We start from the raw sequence: 16,255 nt of genomic DNA on the forward strand, positions 1-16,255 counted from the left end.
CACAAGGCTCCCGCGCAATGCCGTCACCCTTACCGCCCAGCCGTACTGCATTGTCTGCCACTGCCTTGCTGCTATTTATTTCCGGTACTGCCGCCCTGATCTATCAGGTGCTGTGGATCAAACAACTGTCGCTGGTGATCGGTGTCGAGGTGTACGCCATCACCACCGGCATCAGCGCCTTCTTTGCCGGGCTGGCCCTTGGCGGGCTGCTGTTTGGCCGCTGCGCCGACCGCCTGGGCAAACCCTTGCTGTTATATGCGGGCCTTGAAGTGGGTGTGGCCGTGCTCGGCATCGGCGCCACGCTGGGGCTGGGTATGGCCGCGGCGCCATTTGCCTGGCTCGAACAACGGATCGGCCTGCCCGCCTGGTTGCTGCCATTGCTGCTGGTGGGGCTGCCCGCCCTCTTGATGGGCGGCACGCTGCCAGTGCTGATACGCGCACTGGCATCCGAGCCGCAACATCTGGGCCAGGCCGGTGGCCGCCTGTATGCCGCCAATACCGGCGGGGCGATTGTCGGCACTCTGCTGACCGCCTTTATCCTGATTGCCAGCCTCGGTGTTTTCGCCAGTGCCGTTGTAGCCGCCGTACTCAACCTGATTGCCGCCGCGGGTGCCCTGTGGTTGCAACGCGGGCAGCACACCATTGTCGCCGATCCGGTGGCGACCAGCGCGGCACACAATCCGGCCCGGCTGGCCATGGCCCTGTATGCCATCGCGGGCGGTGTGGCACTGGGCTACGAAGTGGTCTGGTCGCAATCGATCGTTCAGTTCATGAGCACCCGTACCTACGCCTTTGCCGTGGTGCTGGCCACTTACCTGACCGGACTGTTTATCGGCAGCAGCCTGATGGCGCGACGGGTTGATCGGCTACGCGATCCCTGGGGTGTGTTTGCCTTGCTGATTGCCGGGGCCGGACTGGTTGCCCTGCTGGAAGTTGCCCTGCTCGGACGCTGGCTGATCCTGCTGCAAACCCAGGCAGAGACTGCGGCACTGGCCTTGGGTGGCAGTGTGTTGCTGGGCATGAGCGCCCGCTTCGCAGTGGCTGCACTGAGCATTGTGTTTATCCCTACGTTGCTGTTGGGCGCAGCGTTCCCGATAGCCCTGCGCCTGTGCGTCGGCCCCGGCCGGATCGGGCGGGATGTCGGTGCAGTCGTGGCGTTCAACACGCTGGGCGGGATCGTCGGCGTTGCCCTCTGCGGTTTTGTCCTGATCCCCTGGCTGGGGCTGGTACATACGCTCGGCATGCTGGCAGTCATCGCCGCTGCAGTAGGTTTGATCGCGGTACAGCAGGGGCACCGGGTCAAGAAAGGCCATCGCCAGGCAGTCGTTGCGTTCAGCCTGGCAGCGCTGCTGGTAGCCGTCTTAACGCCGGTTGAGCGCCTCGCCGAACTGCTGCCCGGAGCCCGTAACGGTGAGCTGGTGTTTTACCAGGAAGGTCGCGGCGGCACCGTCGCCGTCGTGGCCCAGGGCAAGGGTGAACGCCGCTTCCATCGCCTGTATATCCAGGGCGTGTCCAACACCGGTGATGCCATGCCTTCACTGCGCTACATGCGTATCCAGGCCCTGTTGCCGCTGTTGATCCACAACGGCGAACCACGCTCGGCGCTGGTGATCGGCTTTGGCACCGGGATCACTGCCGGGGCCCTGTTGAGTTACCCGGGACTGCAACAACGGGTGGTGGCCGAGTTATTGCCCTCGGTGGTCAAGGCTTCAACCCTGTTCAAAGGCAACTTCGCTGCGGCTTCCAACCCCGGCTTGCAGGTGCGTTTGCGCGACGGTCGCCAGGAACTTCTGCGCAGCGAACAGCGCTATGACCTGATCACCCTCGAACCACCACCGCCCTCCGCCGCCGGCGTAGTCAATCTGTACTCGCGGGACTTCTATCAACTGGCTGCACAGCGCCTGCACCCGCAAGGGATAGTTGCGCAATGGCTGCCGTTGCCGACGCAGAATATCGACGACTCGCGTTCGCTGGTGCGCAGTTTTCTCGACGTATTCCCTTACGCCACGCTATGGACCAGCGAGTTTCACGAAATGCTGCTGGTGGGTTCATTGCAGCCCATTGAACTGGATGCCGCGCGCATCAGCGCCCGTTTCGGGCAACCGGGTGTACGCAACGCCCTGCAGGATGTGGGCGTCGCTTCGCCAGCGGCACTGCTGGCAACCTGGGTGACCGACCGTGAAGGGCTGGTGCGCTTTGCTGCAGATGCGCCGGCCGTCACGGACGACCAACCGCGTATCGAGTACGCTCCGTGGGTGCGCAGCAAAGAAATCAGCCGGGTGCTGCCGGCGCTGCTCGATCTGCGCCAACCGATACCGTTGCTCAACGCCGCCCCGGAGTTTGTCGAGCGCATGCACAGCCAACAGCAACGCCTGATGCAGTTTTACCGTTCCAGCCTGCATGCCTATGATGGCGACCGCGAGGCATGGAGCCGGGATATCCGTGAAGTAATGCGTGGCGATGGCGCCAACCCCTATTACCGCTGGTTTGTCGGTGAACGCTAGAGCCTTTTGGATACGGAAGTCGCAATGCCCAAAACTAAAACTATAAAAGCTGCAAACCCACCTGATTCGCGCCCCACCCTGATGAGCCGTTACCTGTTACCCGTAAGCGCTGCCGTGTTGCTGGTGGTGCTGGGCGGGTTATGGTTTTATCTCAGCCGCCCGGCGCCGGTGTATGAGCCCAAGGTGCTGGCCACGGCTGCGGTGGCCGAGCCCGTCGCCCCGGCGCAGATGGTCGACGAGCAACAGTGCCAGGGTTGTCACGACGCCCAGGTCAAGGACTGGCAAGGCTCTCATCATCAACTGGCCATGCAGGTGGCCGCGCCGCAGACCGTACTGGCCGACTTCAGCAATGCCACGTTCAAGGGCGAAGGCGAAAACAGCCGGTTTTTTCGCCAGGGCGACGAGTTCTGGGTCAATACGCCGGGGCTGGATGGCAAACCCGCCGACTTCAAGGTCGCTTACACCTTCGGCATTGCGCCGTTGCAGCAGTATTTGATCGAAGTTGGCGACGGCAGACTGCAAGCCCTGGGGGTGGCCTGGGATACCGAAAAACACCGCTGGTTCCATCTGTACCCAGGCCAGGGGGTGAGCTTCAAGAACCCGCTGCATTGGAGCAAACCGAACCAGAACGCCAACTTTATGTGCGTCGAATGTCACACCACCGGCTACAAACGTAACTTTGATGCCGCCAGCAACAGCTTCAACAGCCAATGGAACAGTCTCGGCGTCGGTTGCCAGGCCTGTCACGGCCCGGCGTCCAGCCATCTGCGTGCTGTCACGGAAAACAACCCGTTGCCCCACAGCGGCTTTGACGTCGACCTTAAAAGCAAGGACGCCACGGTAGAACTCGAAACCTGCGCCCGCTGCCATGCCCGCCGCGCCCCGCTGGGCGATGGCTTTACCGTGGGCAAGCGGCTGATGGACGACTACCTGCCCAGCGTACTGACCCGCGAGCTGTACGCACTGGACGGCAAGATCAAGGACGAGGTGTTCGAACACGGCTCGTTCCTGCAAAGCAAGATGTTCGACAAGGGCGTGCGTTGCAGCAACTGCCACAACCCCCACAGCACCGAACTCAAGGCAGCGGGCAATGCACTGTGCCAGCAATGCCACAACACGGCCGGCAAAGCAGCCATTGCCGGGATTGATGGCAAGGGCCTGCAAGCGAAGAACTATGACGCCATCGACCACCATCGCCATGCCGAAGGCCAACCGGGCTCGCAATGTGTGGATTGCCATATGCCCGGCAAGTTCTACATGGGCAACGACTATCGCCATGACCACAGCTTCAGCATCCCCAACCCGGTGCGGGCCAAAGCCCTGGGCACAACGGATGCCTGCCTGGGCTGCCATCAGGGCAAGGCCGGTGACAGGGTGACGGAGCAGTTCAAGCTCTGGACCGCCCACGATGCACCGCAAGCAGCCCGGTACGATGAAAGCCTGTGGCTGATCCGCGGCGGCCGGCCGGGTGCTGCGCAGGCGCTCTACGAGCAATTGCGGCGCAGCAACCTGCCAGCGATTCAACGCGCCACGTTGTTGGCTGAACTGGCCAACTACCCCAGCGAATCCGCACTGCAACTGGCCAGCAAGGACCTCAACCACCCTGCCCCGCAAGTGCGTGAAAGCGCGGTGCGGGCAGTGAGCGCTTTCTTGCCTCCGGCAGAGCGGGTCGCGTTGCTCAGCCCATTGTTGAGTGACAGCGTGCGTGCAGTGCGCATCATCGCCGCGCGCAACTTGCAGGGCGCTGCGCGCAATGGCCTGGGCACGAATCAAGTGGCGTGGGACAAGGCCATCGGTGAATACGAAAGCGTGCAGCTGAGCCTGGCCGAACGGGCCGAGTCCAACCTCAACCTGGCCATGCTGTATCAGGCCAGCGGGCGCAATGCCGAGGTCGAGGCCAGACTGCGCGCCGCCCTGCTGCGCGACCCGGACTTCTACCCGGCGCTGGTCACTCTGGCCCAATGGCTGGAGGCCAGTGGGCGCAGTGCCGAGGCCTCGACCCTGCTCAACGACGCGATCAAGGCACAACCGCAGGCAGCGTTGTTGCAACACAGCCTGGGGCTGGCATTGATTCGCGGTGGCCAGCCCGAACAAGCGATGAAAGCTTTGCAGCAGGCCGTAAAACTGGAACCGGACAACAGCCAGTACCGCTATGTGCTGGCGGTGGCCCTGCACCAGAGCGGCCAGCTCGAACAGGCCTGCGCGCAAATGGAAGAACTGCTCAAGCGCCAGCCGGCGTTTCGCGATGCGCGATTGGCGTTGATCCAGTTCTACCTCGACAGCGGCCAGGAGCCCAAAGCGCAGGTGGTGCTGCAAGCCTGGAAACAGATCAATCCTGAGGATATGGCGTTGAAGTGACAGCCCTCACCCCAACCCTCTCCCGGAGGGAGAGGGAGCTGATTGATGGCGTTACTCATATCTGCTTTTGCCTTTAGCCCCCTCTCCCTCCGGGAGAGATCTGCTTTGCCCTCACTCCCCCGCCATGCGCTCCAGGCTGTTGCTCAAATGCAGCAGCATGGCAGCGCGGGCGGCGTCGGGGTCCTGACGGCGGATCGCGCGCAAGATCGCCTCATGTTCCAGCACAGCCATTTGCCCCAACTGCTTGAGATCGGCATCACCGCGCTCTTCACTATTGATCCGGGTACGCGGAATCACCGAACGCCCCAACTGGGCAATGATATCGGTGAAATAAGCGTTGCCCGTGGCCTGAGCGATCAACTGGTGGAAACGCAGGTCCGGCTCGACGCTGCTGTCGTTGTTGGCCAGTGAGCTTTGATGGTCATCCAGCGCCTGGCGCATCTGCAGCAGTTGCTCCTCCGTGCGCCGCCTCGCGGCCAGCGCCGCAGCCTGGGTCTCCAGGCCCAGGCGCAATTCGACGATACCGCGCACGCTGGCTGCGGTATCACGGCTCAGGTGGATACCCTGGCGCGGATCGCGCTCAAGCACGAAGGTACCAATGCCGTGACGGGTTTCGACCAGCCCGGATGCCTGCAATTTTGAAATCGCTTCACGCACCACCGTGCGGCTAACACCGTGTTCGCGCACGATGGCCGACTCGGAAGGCAGCTTCTCGCCGGGCGCCAGTTGGCCCAGCAAAATTCGCTGGGTCAGCTCGGCCACGATGTCGTGGGCCAGGCCCGGTGAACGCTTGCGCAGCGGCGCATTCTGGGGGTCATGCATGGGGCAAATCCATTCGTACAAGACCGCTTGATACTAGCACCCCAACATGTATGACAAGCTATATAAATCTCAGTAAACCTTGGGTTTTGAACGAGCTCTGCCCCCAGGTAGATACGTTTCCGAACCTGACATCAGGCTTTAAAACGCTCTAAACAGCGATAAAACCTCATAAAAGGTATCTAAAGCTGCATCTTTTATAACTTTTTCGTTTGTTTCATGGCATTGCTAGGGAAAAAACCAACTCGTATGATGTCTGGCAACTGCAGAGCCATCTGCAGCACACACAACCCGCATAAAAATAATCAGTGGGGCTCTGAATTGTGAACACTTCCAGCAATCCGTCTGCTGCGTACGCCAACGACCCCGTCCTGGCGCGCGCGATCCAAAAAGTGAAGAGGCATGTACTGCCACTTTTCGTCATCATGTTTATCGTCAACTACATCGACCGGGTAAACATCGGCTTCGTACGCAGCCACATGGAGCACGATCTGGGCATTGGTGCCGCCGCCTATGGTTTCGGTGCGGGGCTGTTTTTCATTGGCTACGCACTGTTTGAAGTGCCGTCCAATATGCTGCTGCAAAAAGTTGGCGCCCGCATCTGGCTCACCCGGATCATGTTCACCTGGGGTATCACCGCCACCCTGATGGCCTTTATCCAGAACGAAACCCACTTCTATATCCTGCGTTTTCTGCTTGGCGTCGCCGAAGCGGGCTTCTTCCCGGGCGTGATCTATTACTTCACCCGCTGGCTGCCGGGCGCCGAACGCGGCAAGGCGATTGCCATCTTCCTCAGCGGCTCGGCACTGGCCTCGCTGATCTCGGGACCACTGAGCGGCCTGCTGCTGCAAATCACCGGCATGGGACTGCACGGCTGGCAGTGGATGTACATCATCGAAGGTATGGCCTCGGTGGTGCTATGCGTGTTTGTGTGGTTCTGGCTGGACTCAAAACCCCATGACGCCAAATGGCTCAGCCTTGCAGAGCAAGATGCGCTGGTTAACGAAATTGACCGCGAACAGCGTGAACGCGATGCCGCCAACACCGTCAAGCCGACCCTGGGCATGCTGCTCAAGGACCGCCAGATCATGCTGTTCTGCGCGATTTACTTCTGTATCCAGCTGACCATTTACGCGGCCACGTTCTGGCTACCGAGCATCATCAAAAAAATGGGTGACCTGAGCGATATCCAGGTGGGCTTCTACAACTCGATCCCGTGGCTGATTTCAATCATTGCCATGTATGCCTTTGCCTCGCTGGCCAGCAAATTCAGGTTCCAGCAGGCCTGGGTGGCGGCCGCCCTGGTGATTGCCGCCATCGGCATGTTTATGTCCACCACCGGCGGGCCGATCTTTGCGTTTATCGCCATCTGCTTTGCCGCCATCGGCTTCAAGTCGGCCTCGGCGCTGTTCTGGCCCATTCCCCAAGGCTACCTGGATGCACGTATCGCGGCGGCAGTCATTGCCTTGATCAATTCCATCGGCAACCTCGGCGGCTTCGTCGCCCCCACCACCTTCGGGTTTCTGGAACAAACCACAGGCTCGATCCAGGGCGGGCTCTATGGCCTGGCCGGCACGTCGATCATTGCGGCACTCATTGTGCTCTTTGCCAAAACCAAACCCACACCCACGGCCGTGACCCCCACCGCCCTGCAAACTGCCTGACAAGGACCAGACCATGAATGCCGACCATCAACACCACGCCAGCCAAGCTCCGATCGTGACCAGCCTGCAGGTGATCCCGGTGGCGGGCCATGACAGCATGCTGCTCAACCTGAGTGGCGCCCACGGCCCCTTCTTTACCCGCAATATCGTTATCCTCAAGGACAGCAGCGGCAATACCGGCGTGGGTGAAGTGCCCGGTGGCGAGCGCATCCGCGAAACCCTGGAAGACGCCCGTAGCCTGGTGATTGGCCAGCCCATCGGCAATTACCAGGCTGTCCTCAACGCCATGCGCAGCACCTTCGCCGCACGGGATTCGGCGGGGCGCGGCCTGCAAACCTTCGACCTGCGCATCACCATCCACGCCGTGACGGCAATGGAAGCCGCCCTGCTCGACTTGCTCGGTCAATTTCTGCACGTGCCGGTAGCCGCCTTGCTCGGTGAAGGCCAGCAACGGGATGCCGTGAAGATGCTCGGCTATCTGTTCTATATTGGCGACCGTCAACACACCGATCTGGCCTACCGCAGTGAAGCGGATGGCGATGACTGGACACGCCTGCGCCATGAACAAGCCCTTACCCCACAGGCCATCGTGCGCCTGGCGGAAGCGGCACAAGCCCGTTACGGCTTCAACGACTTCAAGCTCAAGGGCGGCGTGCTGCGCGGCGGCGAAGAAATCGAAGCGGTCACTGCACTGGCCGAGCGTTTCCCCGATGCCCGCATCACTCTGGACCCTAATGGAGCCTGGTCTCTCAAGGAAGCCATCGCCCTGTGTCGCGACCAGCACCGGGTACTGGCCTATGCCGAAGACCCTTGCGGCGCCGAAAACGGCTATTCGGGGCGTGAAGTCATGGCCGAGTTCCGCCGCGCCACGGGCCTGCGCACCGCCACCAACATGATCGCCACCGACTGGCGCGAAATGGGCCATGCGATTCAATCGCAGGCCGTGGACATCCCATTGGCCGACCCGCACTTCTGGACCCTGCAGGGCTCGGTACGCGTTGCGCAGATGTGCCACGAATGGGGCCTGACCTGGGGCTCGCATTCCAACAACCACTTCGACATTTCCCTGGCCATGTTCACCCAGGTTGCGGCTGCAGCGCCGGGGGACATCACCGCCATTGATACCCACTGGATCTGGCAGGACGGCCAGCGCCTGACCCGTGAACCGCTGAAAATTGTCGACGGCCATATCAAGGTTCCGACAAAGCCTGGCTTGGGCGTGGACATCGACATGGACGCCGTGGCCAAGGCTCACGAACTGTACAAAGGCATGGGCCTGGGTGCCCGGGATGACAGCGTGGCCATGCAGTACATGATTCCCGGCTGGAAATACGACAACAAAAAACCCTGCCTGGTGCGCTGAGTCGCTTATTAGAGCGTGGCAACTGCAACAAGGCGCCAGCGATTGGCGCCTTTTTATTGCCCGAAAATTGGATCCAATATCAAATTTCAGGCAAAAAAAAGCCCAAGTAGCTGATGGAAACTTGGGGCTTAAAAATGCATAAACCGTGGTAGGTGAACGCAGGGCGATCTTACCCTATCGTAACAATCAGTAACAAGTGATTCTGCACATTTTATTTCAAGGCAATACTGACCTAAGTCATTAAATAGCCACACTTTTTAAGATTTAGTTGATTTGAAATGGCCATCACGGCACGGATAACGGGTATTTTCAACCCACTTTTGCGCTTGCATTTAATGTGGGAACTGGGCTCGAGCGATTCAGGCGACGCGGTTCAGTTGGTAGACCGCATCGATACCTTCGCGAGCAGGCTCGCTCCCACAATAATGATCAGGCAAACCTCATTTATGTGAGCACAACATGCCCTGTGGGAGCTGGCTTGCCTGCGATTCAGGCGCTGCGGTGTGCCCGTCGAACCGCGTCGATACCATCGCGGGCAAGCCCGCTCCCACAACAAATCAGCCTGCGAAATTGCCGCTCAGCGCCGCCAGCCCACCCTGATAGACCCCGGTAAACAGCTCTTCGGCAGCTTCAGTGCTTACACCTGCCGGGGTGAACTGCCCCGACCAGGTCACACGGGCGCCGTCGCCCAGCGCTTCAACGCGCAAGGTCGCCAGGTAGTCGGTCACCGGAAACGGCGCCTCGACAATGGAGTAGCTGTAGGTCTTGCCGGCATTGTCGAATGTTTGCAGGCGCTCAACGATCACCGTGCCATCCACGGTCTGCAGATGGCGCAAGCGCCCGCCTTCGCCAGCTTCGCTGACGGCAACCAGGGGCAACCAGTCCGGCAGCGAGTTGAAACCACCGATCAATTGCCAGACCTGATCGGGTGAAGCGGGAATATCAATAAATGCGGATGCAGTTGCCATAGGGGCATGCCTCTTTGAAGAAGTGGGGGTTAGTCGAAAACCGGCCTGAAAAAGCTGCGCTCGTAACTCAGGATACAGCGATTATCTTCAGCCAGTTTGAACGCGGCAATGCATTCGGCATCCGTTTTTGAGCGTTCGCGGTAGTCTTCATAGGCTGCGAGGCTGGGGAAGGTAAACATGGCCAGAGCAATGTTATTGGCACCTTCCGAGGGCAGGAAGTAACCGTGATGCTGGCCGCCAAATTTGGCTACCAGCGGGATCCAGACTTTGGCATAGGCCTCGAATTCGGCCAGTTGGTAAGGGTCAATCACGTAACGCAGGTAGCAGGTGATCATCGATGCATTCCACGGGGCGAAAGGAGATCGAGACTAATCTCCAGCCGCCCCGCGGGTCAATTCACTCAAAGTCGATGCAGGCAGTCGTCCTCGGCATAAATGGCGGTGTGCAGGCCGCCGTCAGTATCCAGCCAGGCGCGGTACATGCCCGGCGTATTAAAGCTCAGCACGGTCTCGCCGCCCGGTGTCACGGCGACCACGCCGCCGTTACCACCGAGCTCCTTGAGCTCGCCCTGTACAACTTGCTCGCAGGCGTCTGCCAGGCTCGAACCCACCAGGCGAATGCGCGATGCAATATTGTGGGCCACCACGGTGCGCATAAAGAACTCGCCGTGGCCGGTCGCCGAAATCGCCGCGCTGCGGTCATCCGCCCAGGTGCCGGAGCCAATCAGTGGCGAGTCACCCACCCGGCCGTAGCGTTTGTTGGTGATGCCCCCGGTGGAGGTGGCTGCTGCTACATGGCCGTGACGGTCCAGGGCGACAGCCCCCACAGTGCCGAATTTTTTCTCCACACCTCCCGGCTCCAGCAACACCGTCTCCGGTTGCTGCTGTTGCGCAGCCCACTGGCGACGACGCAAAGGCGTGTCGTACCAGTCATTGCTGACATGTTCGAGACCCGCCTGTTCGGACAGGAACAAGTCCGCCCCGGCACCGGCCAGCAGCACATGCTCGCTATGCTCCAGCACCGCCCGCGCACCGCATATCGGGTTGCGCACATGATGCACGCCGGCTAAGGCTCCGGCTTCCAGGTTGGCCCCGTTCATGATCGCGGCGTCCAGTTCGTGGTCACCGCTGTGGGTAAACACCGCGCCTTTGCCGGCGTTGAACCAGGGGCACTCTTCAAGCTCAACCACACTGGCTTGTACCGCATCCAGACTGCTGCCTCCCTTTTCCAGGACATCGACACCCGCCTTGAGCGCCTGCAGCAGTGCTGCGTGGATCGCCTGTTCGTCTTCGCGGGTCAAAACACCGGGCATCAGCACACCGGCACCGCCATGCAAGGCCATCGCAATGGATTGGGTCATTGGGCATGCACTCCGTGATTGATGATCTGGCTCAAAAAACGTTGGGTTCGAGGTGATTCAGGGGCTGAGAAAAACCGCTCCGGGGGGGCCTCTTCAATGATTTCACCCTGATCCATAAAGACAATGCGGTCGGCTACCTTGCGTGCAAAACCCATTTCGTGGGTCACGCAGATCATGGTCATGCCTTCCTGGGCCAGGCCGGTCATGACGTCCAGCACTTCCGCGATCATTTCCGGGTCCAGGGCCGAGGTCGGCTCGTCAAACAGCATGACCTTGGGTTGCATGCACAGCGCCCGGGCTATGGCGATTCGTTGCTGCTGACCACCGGATAACTGCGACGGAAACTTGTTGGCGTGGTCGCGCATCTTGACCTTGTCCAGCAAGCCCAGCGCTCGTTCAATGGCCTCAGCCTCGGGCACGCCCAGGTTGGAAGTCTGCGGTAACGTGCAGTTTTTCAGCACCGTGAGGTGCGGGAACAGGTTGAAGTGCTGGAAGCACATGCCCACCTGGCGGCGGATGCGCTCAAGCCCCTTGAGGTTGCCGTCAAGTTCCTCGCCCAGCACGACAACCAGGCCCTGCTGGTGTTGTTCCAGCTGGTTGATGCAGCGGATCAGAGTTGACTTGCCGGAGCCCGAAGGCCCGCAGATCACTACTTTTTCCCCGGCATGGACATTCAGCGAGATGTTTTTCAGCACATGGGCATTGCCGAACCACTTGTTCAATTGTTCGATGCGTACCATTGCGGCGGCATCAGCCTTGGGTTTGCTGATCATGAGCGGCTTTGCTCCATACGTTGTTCAAGGTGTCGGGCATAGCGCGACAGTGCAAAACAGATGACGAAGAAGTAGATCGCCAGGAAGACGTAGATTTCGTGGCCGTACTCAACCCATTCCGGGGCGACGGCGGTGCTCATGGCGATACCGACGATGTCCAGTACGCCGACGATCATCACCAGCGTGGTCTCTTTGAACAGGCCGATAAACTGCGTGAGCAAGGGCGCAATGGATTGCTTGAGCACTTGCGGCAAAATGATCTGGCCCATGGTTTTCCAGTAACCAAAACCCAGCGCCATGGCCGCCTCGTATTGGCCCTTGGGCAGGTTCTGCAAACCGCCGCGCAGGGTTTCAGCCATATAGGCGGCGGTAAACAGGATCAGCACCAGTTGCACCCGCAAGAGGATGTCGAAGGCCGAATCCGGCGGCAGGAACAGCTGAATCATCAGCGAAGCCATAAACAGCAGCGAAATCACCGGCACCGAGCGCACCAGCTCGATATAGAGCACGCAAAGCATGCGCACCACCGGCAATTTCGAACGTCGGCCCAGCGCCAGCAAAATCCCCAGCGGCAGCGCGAAAATCATCCCGGCGGTGCCCAGGAATACTGTCACCAGCATCCCGGCGAACTTGGTCGAAGACACCTCGGGCAAACCGGCACCGCCCTTGAGCAGCCACCACATCACGATCGGCAGCAACGCCAGATACGCCAGCAGCAGGCGACGGTCCAGGCGCTTGAAAAACAGCAAGACAAACGCCGCCCCTGCCAGCACCAGTGCCAGGCTTACCCGCCACTGTTCGGCTTGCGGATAGAAGCCGTACACAAACAGGTTCCAGCGTTGGGTAATCGGCAACCAGCAGGCGCCGCCGGGGTTGCAGTCTTTGGCACTGCTGCCGATGAAGGTGGCATCGAATACCAGCCAGTTCAGCGCAGCAGGAATGCACCAGCACAGCAGCGCCAGCACGCCCAGGGTCAGCAGGCTGTGGCCCACGCTGGGGAACAACTGGCTGCGGCTCCAGGCTGCGGCGCGCTGTACCCAGGGCAAGCGCGGCGGTGCCAGCGGGACTGCCAGTGCCTGATTCATTGCGGTCATGTTCAGTGCCCCCTCTGGCCGATACGGTGGTTGTAGATGTTCATCCCCAGGGAGATCACCAGGCTGATCAGGCAGTAAGTGCCCATCACCAGCGCGATGCATTCAATGGCCTGGCCGGTCTGGTTCAGGGTTGTTCCGCCGGTGGACGACACCAGTTCCATAAAACCGATGACCACCCCCAGTGAAGAGTTCTTGACGATATTCAGGTACGTGTTGGTGATCTGCGGGATCATCGGGTAGATGGCCTGGGGGACGATCAACTGGCGCATTGTGGAACCGGATTTGAAGCCGAGCGCCCTGGCCGCTTCGTACTGGCCGCGGTGTACCGACTCAATCGCGCCACGCACAATCTCGGCGATATAACTGGCGCTGTAGAACGACAAGGCCAGGCATAACGCAAGCATCTCCGGCACCAGGGTGATTCCGCCCTTGAAACCGAAACCGCGCTGCACCGGTACTTCCCATTGCACATGGGCATCACTCAAGGCATACACCAGCACGGGCAGCAGCACCGCCCCGGCCAACAGCGCGGGCCAGCGTCTGCAGGCAAAACCGCGCCACGGCCCGCGGGCTTCCTTCAAGCGACAAAACACATAAGCCAGCAACGTGCCCAGCAGCATGAGGAAAAGCCCCCAGCCGACCACACTGCCCTGTTCGAGCCAGGGCAGAGTGAGGCCGTTGTTGTTCAGAAACACCACGCCAAACAGCGAGGCCGAGTGCTTGACCCCGGGCAGCGCCAGCACCAGGCCGTACCACCAGACCAGATGCACCACCAGCGGCACATTGCGCAAAAATTCGATGCAGGTGCCGCTCAGGCGCTTGATCAGCCAGTTGTCTGAGACGCGCGCCATGCCCAGCGCACCTCCCAGCAGGGTCGCCAGCACAATGCTCAGCACCGACACCAGCAAGGTGTTGAGCAAGCCCACCAGATAGGCGCGGGCATAGGTTGCATCCGGAGTGTAATCAATCAGCGAGAAGCTGATGTCATAGCCTGCGCGCTGGGACAGAAAACCGAATCCCGAGGCGATATTGAGGTTCTTCAAGTTCAGCGCGGCGTTGCTGGAGAGCAGATAAAACACCGCGGCAACCAGAGCCAGTACCAGCCCCTGCTGCAGCACGCTCGACAGGCGCAGATTGGGCGAACGATGGGTCGACATCACAGAAATCCCCTCAGCGAATCGGCGGCGCGTACATCAGGCCATGGTCTTTCCAGCTGCGGTTGAGGCCGCGCGGGATGTTCAATGCCGTCTGCTGGCCGAGGTTACGGTCGTAGATTTGCGCGTAGTTGCCGACTTGCTTGAGGGCGCGATAGGCCCAGTCACTGTCCAGGCCAAAGGACTTGCCGATGGTGCCTTCAGTGCCCAGCAAACGGGCGATATCGGTGGATGCGCTCTTGTTGCCACGCAACTCGTCGACGTTATCCGAGGTCACGCCCAGTTCTTCGCCGGTCATCAGGGCATAGGCGGTCCAGGTCACAATATTGCGCCAGACCGTATCACCCTGTGCGACAAAGGCCCCCAACGGCTCCTTGGAAATCACCTCGGGCAGCAGCGCATAGTCCTTGGGGTTGTTCATCAGCGCCAAACGCGCCGCCAGCCCCGAAGAGTCATTGGAAATGGCGTTACAGCGCCCGCGCTGGAAGGCAGCGTAGAGTTCGGGGCTTTTTTCGATGACCACGGTTTTGTAAGTCAGGCCACGGCGGCCAAAATAGTCCTCCAGGTTTTGCTCGGAGGTGGTGCCCGGTGACAGGCAGAAAGTGGCACCGTCCAGGTCGGTGAGTTTCTCGATGCCGTCGGCAGCGTGGGTCATAAAGCCCTGGCCGTCGTAGAACCAGACCGTGGTGAAGTCCACGCCCAGGTTGGCTATGCGTTCAGCGGTCCAGGAAGCGGCACGGGACAGAATGTCGATCTCCCCGGAAGCCAGGGCGGTAAAGCGGTTTTTGGCGGTGGTGGTCAGGTACTCGACCTTGTCTGCATCCCCCAGCACCGCAGCGGCCACAGCGCGGCACAGGTCTACGTCCATACCGGTCCAGCGGCCCTTGTCATCGATCAGCGAAAACCCCGGCTTGTCACCTGCGACCCCGCAGCGCACGCTGCCATGGGCCTTGACCTTGTCCAGCACACCTGCCTGGGCAGCCTGGGCACCGGTCAACAGCAGGGCCAACAGCGGAGCCCCCAGCAAAAGCTTGGCCCTATTCAATTTGTGCATATCATTGCCCTTTTAAAATTCTTCTTGTTATGCCTGTCAACCACAATCCAACGGCAGGTGGCGGTTTAGGTGCACAATAAAGACGGCGGCATGGCGCGGATAGCGGCAATTGATCCACTATGCTGGACGGGCTATCGAATATTGGAATAAGTCTATGAACATTGACTGGTACGAAGATTTTCTCGCCCTGGCCGATACCGGCAAGTTCACGGCCGCGGCCAGCATGCGCAACTCATCGCAATCGGCGCTGAGCCGACGCATTCAATTGCTGGAAGCCCACCTGGGCGCGACCCTGATCGACCGCGAGCGCAACCCGGTGCGCCTGACCGCTGCTGGCGAAGCGCTGCTGCCCAATGCCGTTGAGCTGGTACGCATGGCCCGCGACTGCGAGCAAAGCGTCAAGGTGCTCAACCGGCCGCTGACCTTTGCCTCGCTGCATACCCTGGCGTGCAACTTTTTCCCGGGCTGGATCAGCCAGTTGAACAGCCCGCAGGCGCCGCTGTTCACCCGTATCGACACGGGCTATCGCAGCACCGACGACTACTACATGGCGCTGATGTCCGGGCGCTGCGACTTCATCCTGTTCTATCGCGACACCAAGACCGCACCCTACTCGCGCCAGAGCGAGTTCGAGGTCAAGTCCCTGGGTCATGACGAGCTGTACTGGGTGGCCACTCCGCAACTGGCGGCGCATTGCACCCAGACCGACGAACCGATCCCGCTGCTCAGCTATTCGCGCAGTGCGCAATTGCATGAACTGTCGCGTACCCAGATCAACCGTCACCCCCAGCCTCAGCGTTTGCTGCAGGTATTCGAGGCCACGGTGTCCGAGGCACTCAAACCGATGGTCGCCAGTGGCCAGGGGGTGGCGTGCATGTCCCACAGCATGGTGGCGCCGCTGATTGAGCGCGGTGAACTGGTGCGCGTGTACCCGGACATGGAGTCCGACCATCTGGAAGTGATCCTGGTGCGCTGGCGTGACAACCGCAACCCCCAGGCAGAAGCGCTCTGGCAGCGGTTGTAAAATCCACCTGATGCGCAAGCCCGCTCCCACAAGGCACGGTACATATTTACGACATCAAATATCACATGGGCTGGCTGTGCAGGCAGGAGTTTCGCTAAGCTCTGCGGTTTCCCATTGTCC

The 16,255-nt window shown here is 60.5% G+C and carries 13 protein-coding genes; 5 read left to right on the forward strand and 8 right to left on the reverse strand.

Annotated features, from left to right (window positions below):
• Positions 1–17: 17 nt before the first annotated feature.
• A complete protein-coding gene (locus EQV96_RS02955; protein WP_240881244.1) occupies positions 18–2,504 on the forward strand; it encodes a fused MFS/spermidine synthase in 2,487 nt (828 codons plus the stop codon).
• A 24-nt stretch (positions 2,505–2,528) separates the two neighbouring features.
• On the forward strand, positions 2,529–4,862 hold the full coding sequence (locus tag EQV96_RS02960) for a tetratricopeptide repeat protein (RefSeq protein WP_240881246.1): 2,334 nt from the start codon (positions 2,529–2,531) through the stop codon (positions 4,860–4,862).
• A 111-nt stretch (positions 4,863–4,973) separates the two neighbouring features.
• Here EQV96_RS02960 and EQV96_RS02965 read toward each other — a convergent pair whose 3' ends face one another.
• Positions 4,974–5,684, reverse strand: coding sequence for a FadR/GntR family transcriptional regulator (locus EQV96_RS02965; protein WP_240881248.1), 711 nt, complete (start codon positions 5,682–5,684; stop codon positions 4,974–4,976).
• Between the two features lie 320 nt (positions 5,685–6,004).
• Here EQV96_RS02965 and EQV96_RS02970 point away from each other — a divergent pair, with 320 nt between their 5' ends.
• On the forward strand, positions 6,005–7,345 hold the full coding sequence (locus EQV96_RS02970) for an MFS transporter (protein ID WP_240881250.1): 1,341 nt from the start codon (positions 6,005–6,007) through the stop codon (positions 7,343–7,345).
• A 13-nt stretch (positions 7,346–7,358) separates the two neighbouring features.
• Positions 7,359–8,708 carry a glucarate dehydratase gene (gudD, locus tag EQV96_RS02975; RefSeq protein WP_095000500.1) on the forward strand — a complete coding sequence of 450 codons (1,350 nt, stop codon included), beginning with the start codon at positions 7,359–7,361 and terminating at the stop codon, positions 8,706–8,708.
• A 557-nt stretch (positions 8,709–9,265) separates the two neighbouring features.
• On the opposite strand, the gene EQV96_RS02980 is transcribed toward gudD, so the two are convergent.
• From EQV96_RS02980 to EQV96_RS03010, 7 genes are all read right to left on the reverse strand, one after another.
• On the reverse strand, positions 9,266–9,676 hold the full coding sequence (locus EQV96_RS02980) for an SRPBCC family protein (RefSeq protein ID WP_095000501.1): 411 nt from the start codon (positions 9,674–9,676) through the stop codon (positions 9,266–9,268).
• Between the two features lie 29 nt (positions 9,677–9,705).
• The gene (locus EQV96_RS02985) at positions 9,706–10,011 is read right to left on the reverse strand and encodes an NIPSNAP family protein (RefSeq protein WP_095000502.1); all 306 of its coding nucleotides are present in this window, start codon (positions 10,009–10,011) and stop codon (positions 9,706–9,708) included.
• 65 nt (positions 10,012–10,076) lie between these two features.
• Positions 10,077–11,036: an isoaspartyl peptidase/L-asparaginase gene (locus EQV96_RS02990; protein WP_240881252.1), complete on the reverse strand. Its 960-nt coding sequence runs from the start codon at positions 11,034–11,036 to the stop codon at positions 10,077–10,079.
• Positions 11,033–11,809 (reverse strand): amino acid ABC transporter ATP-binding protein, encoded by a 777-nt coding sequence (locus EQV96_RS02995; RefSeq protein ID WP_095000504.1) that lies wholly within the window; start codon positions 11,807–11,809, stop codon positions 11,033–11,035. The genes EQV96_RS02990 and EQV96_RS02995 overlap by 4 nt, the downstream gene beginning before the upstream one ends.
• Positions 11,806–12,903: an amino acid ABC transporter permease gene (locus EQV96_RS03000; RefSeq protein WP_095000505.1), complete on the reverse strand. Its 1,098-nt coding sequence runs from the start codon at positions 12,901–12,903 to the stop codon at positions 11,806–11,808. The genes EQV96_RS02995 and EQV96_RS03000 overlap by 4 nt, the downstream gene beginning before the upstream one ends.
• A 2-nt stretch (positions 12,904–12,905) precedes the next feature.
• Entirely contained in the window at positions 12,906–14,060 is a 1,155-nt protein-coding gene (locus tag EQV96_RS03005) for an ABC transporter permease subunit (protein WP_095018094.1), read from the reverse strand.
• 13 nt (positions 14,061–14,073) lie between these two features.
• Positions 14,074–15,111 carry an amino acid ABC transporter substrate-binding protein gene (locus EQV96_RS03010; protein WP_095000507.1) on the reverse strand — a complete coding sequence of 346 codons (1,038 nt, stop codon included), beginning with the start codon at positions 15,109–15,111 and terminating at the stop codon, positions 14,074–14,076.
• A 154-nt stretch (positions 15,112–15,265) separates the two neighbouring features.
• On the opposite strand from EQV96_RS03010, the gene EQV96_RS03015 reads away from it, so the two are divergent.
• Positions 15,266–16,135 (forward strand): LysR family transcriptional regulator, encoded by an 870-nt coding sequence (locus EQV96_RS03015; RefSeq protein WP_240881253.1) that lies wholly within the window; start codon positions 15,266–15,268, stop codon positions 16,133–16,135.
• Positions 16,136–16,255 lie beyond the last annotated feature (120 nt).

This window comes from Pseudomonas sp. TMW22080 (assembly GCF_022496745.1).
Classification (GTDB): domain Bacteria; phylum Pseudomonadota; class Gammaproteobacteria; order Pseudomonadales; family Pseudomonadaceae; genus Aquipseudomonas; species Aquipseudomonas bubulae.

What these genes read in the sequence shown, in the direction of transcription:
- EQV96_RS03005 (WP_095018094.1), bottom strand. Translation starts at nt 14,060, where the DNA reads ATGTCGACCCATCGTTCGCCCAATCTGCGCCTGTCGAGCGTGCTGCAG.
- EQV96_RS03015 (WP_240881253.1), top strand. Translation starts at nt 15,266, where the DNA reads ATGAACATTGACTGGTACGAAGATTTTCTCGCCCTGGCCGATACCGGC.
- EQV96_RS02960 (WP_240881246.1), top strand. Translation starts at nt 2,529, where the DNA reads ATGCCCAAAACTAAAACTATAAAAGCTGCAAACCCACCTGATTCGCGC.
- EQV96_RS02995 (WP_095000504.1), bottom strand. Translation starts at nt 11,809, where the DNA reads ATGATCAGCAAACCCAAGGCTGATGCCGCCGCAATGGTACGCATCGAA.
- EQV96_RS02980 (WP_095000501.1), bottom strand. Translation starts at nt 9,676, where the DNA reads ATGGCAACTGCATCCGCATTTATTGATATTCCCGCTTCACCCGATCAG.
- EQV96_RS02955 (WP_240881244.1), top strand. Translation starts at nt 18, where the DNA reads ATGCCGTCACCCTTACCGCCCAGCCGTACTGCATTGTCTGCCACTGCC.
- EQV96_RS03010 (WP_095000507.1), bottom strand. Translation starts at nt 15,111, where the DNA reads ATGCACAAATTGAATAGGGCCAAGCTTTTGCTGGGGGCTCCGCTGTTG.
- EQV96_RS02990 (WP_240881252.1), bottom strand. Translation starts at nt 11,036, where the DNA reads ATGACCCAATCCATTGCGATGGCCTTGCATGGCGGTGCCGGTGTGCTG.
- EQV96_RS03000 (WP_095000505.1), bottom strand. Translation starts at nt 12,903, where the DNA reads ATGACCGCAATGAATCAGGCACTGGCAGTCCCGCTGGCACCGCCGCGC.
- EQV96_RS02965 (WP_240881248.1), bottom strand. Translation starts at nt 5,684, where the DNA reads ATGCATGACCCCCAGAATGCGCCGCTGCGCAAGCGTTCACCGGGCCTG.
- gudD (WP_095000500.1), top strand. Translation starts at nt 7,359, where the DNA reads ATGAATGCCGACCATCAACACCACGCCAGCCAAGCTCCGATCGTGACC.
- EQV96_RS02985 (WP_095000502.1), bottom strand. Translation starts at nt 10,011, where the DNA reads ATGATCACCTGCTACCTGCGTTACGTGATTGACCCTTACCAACTGGCC.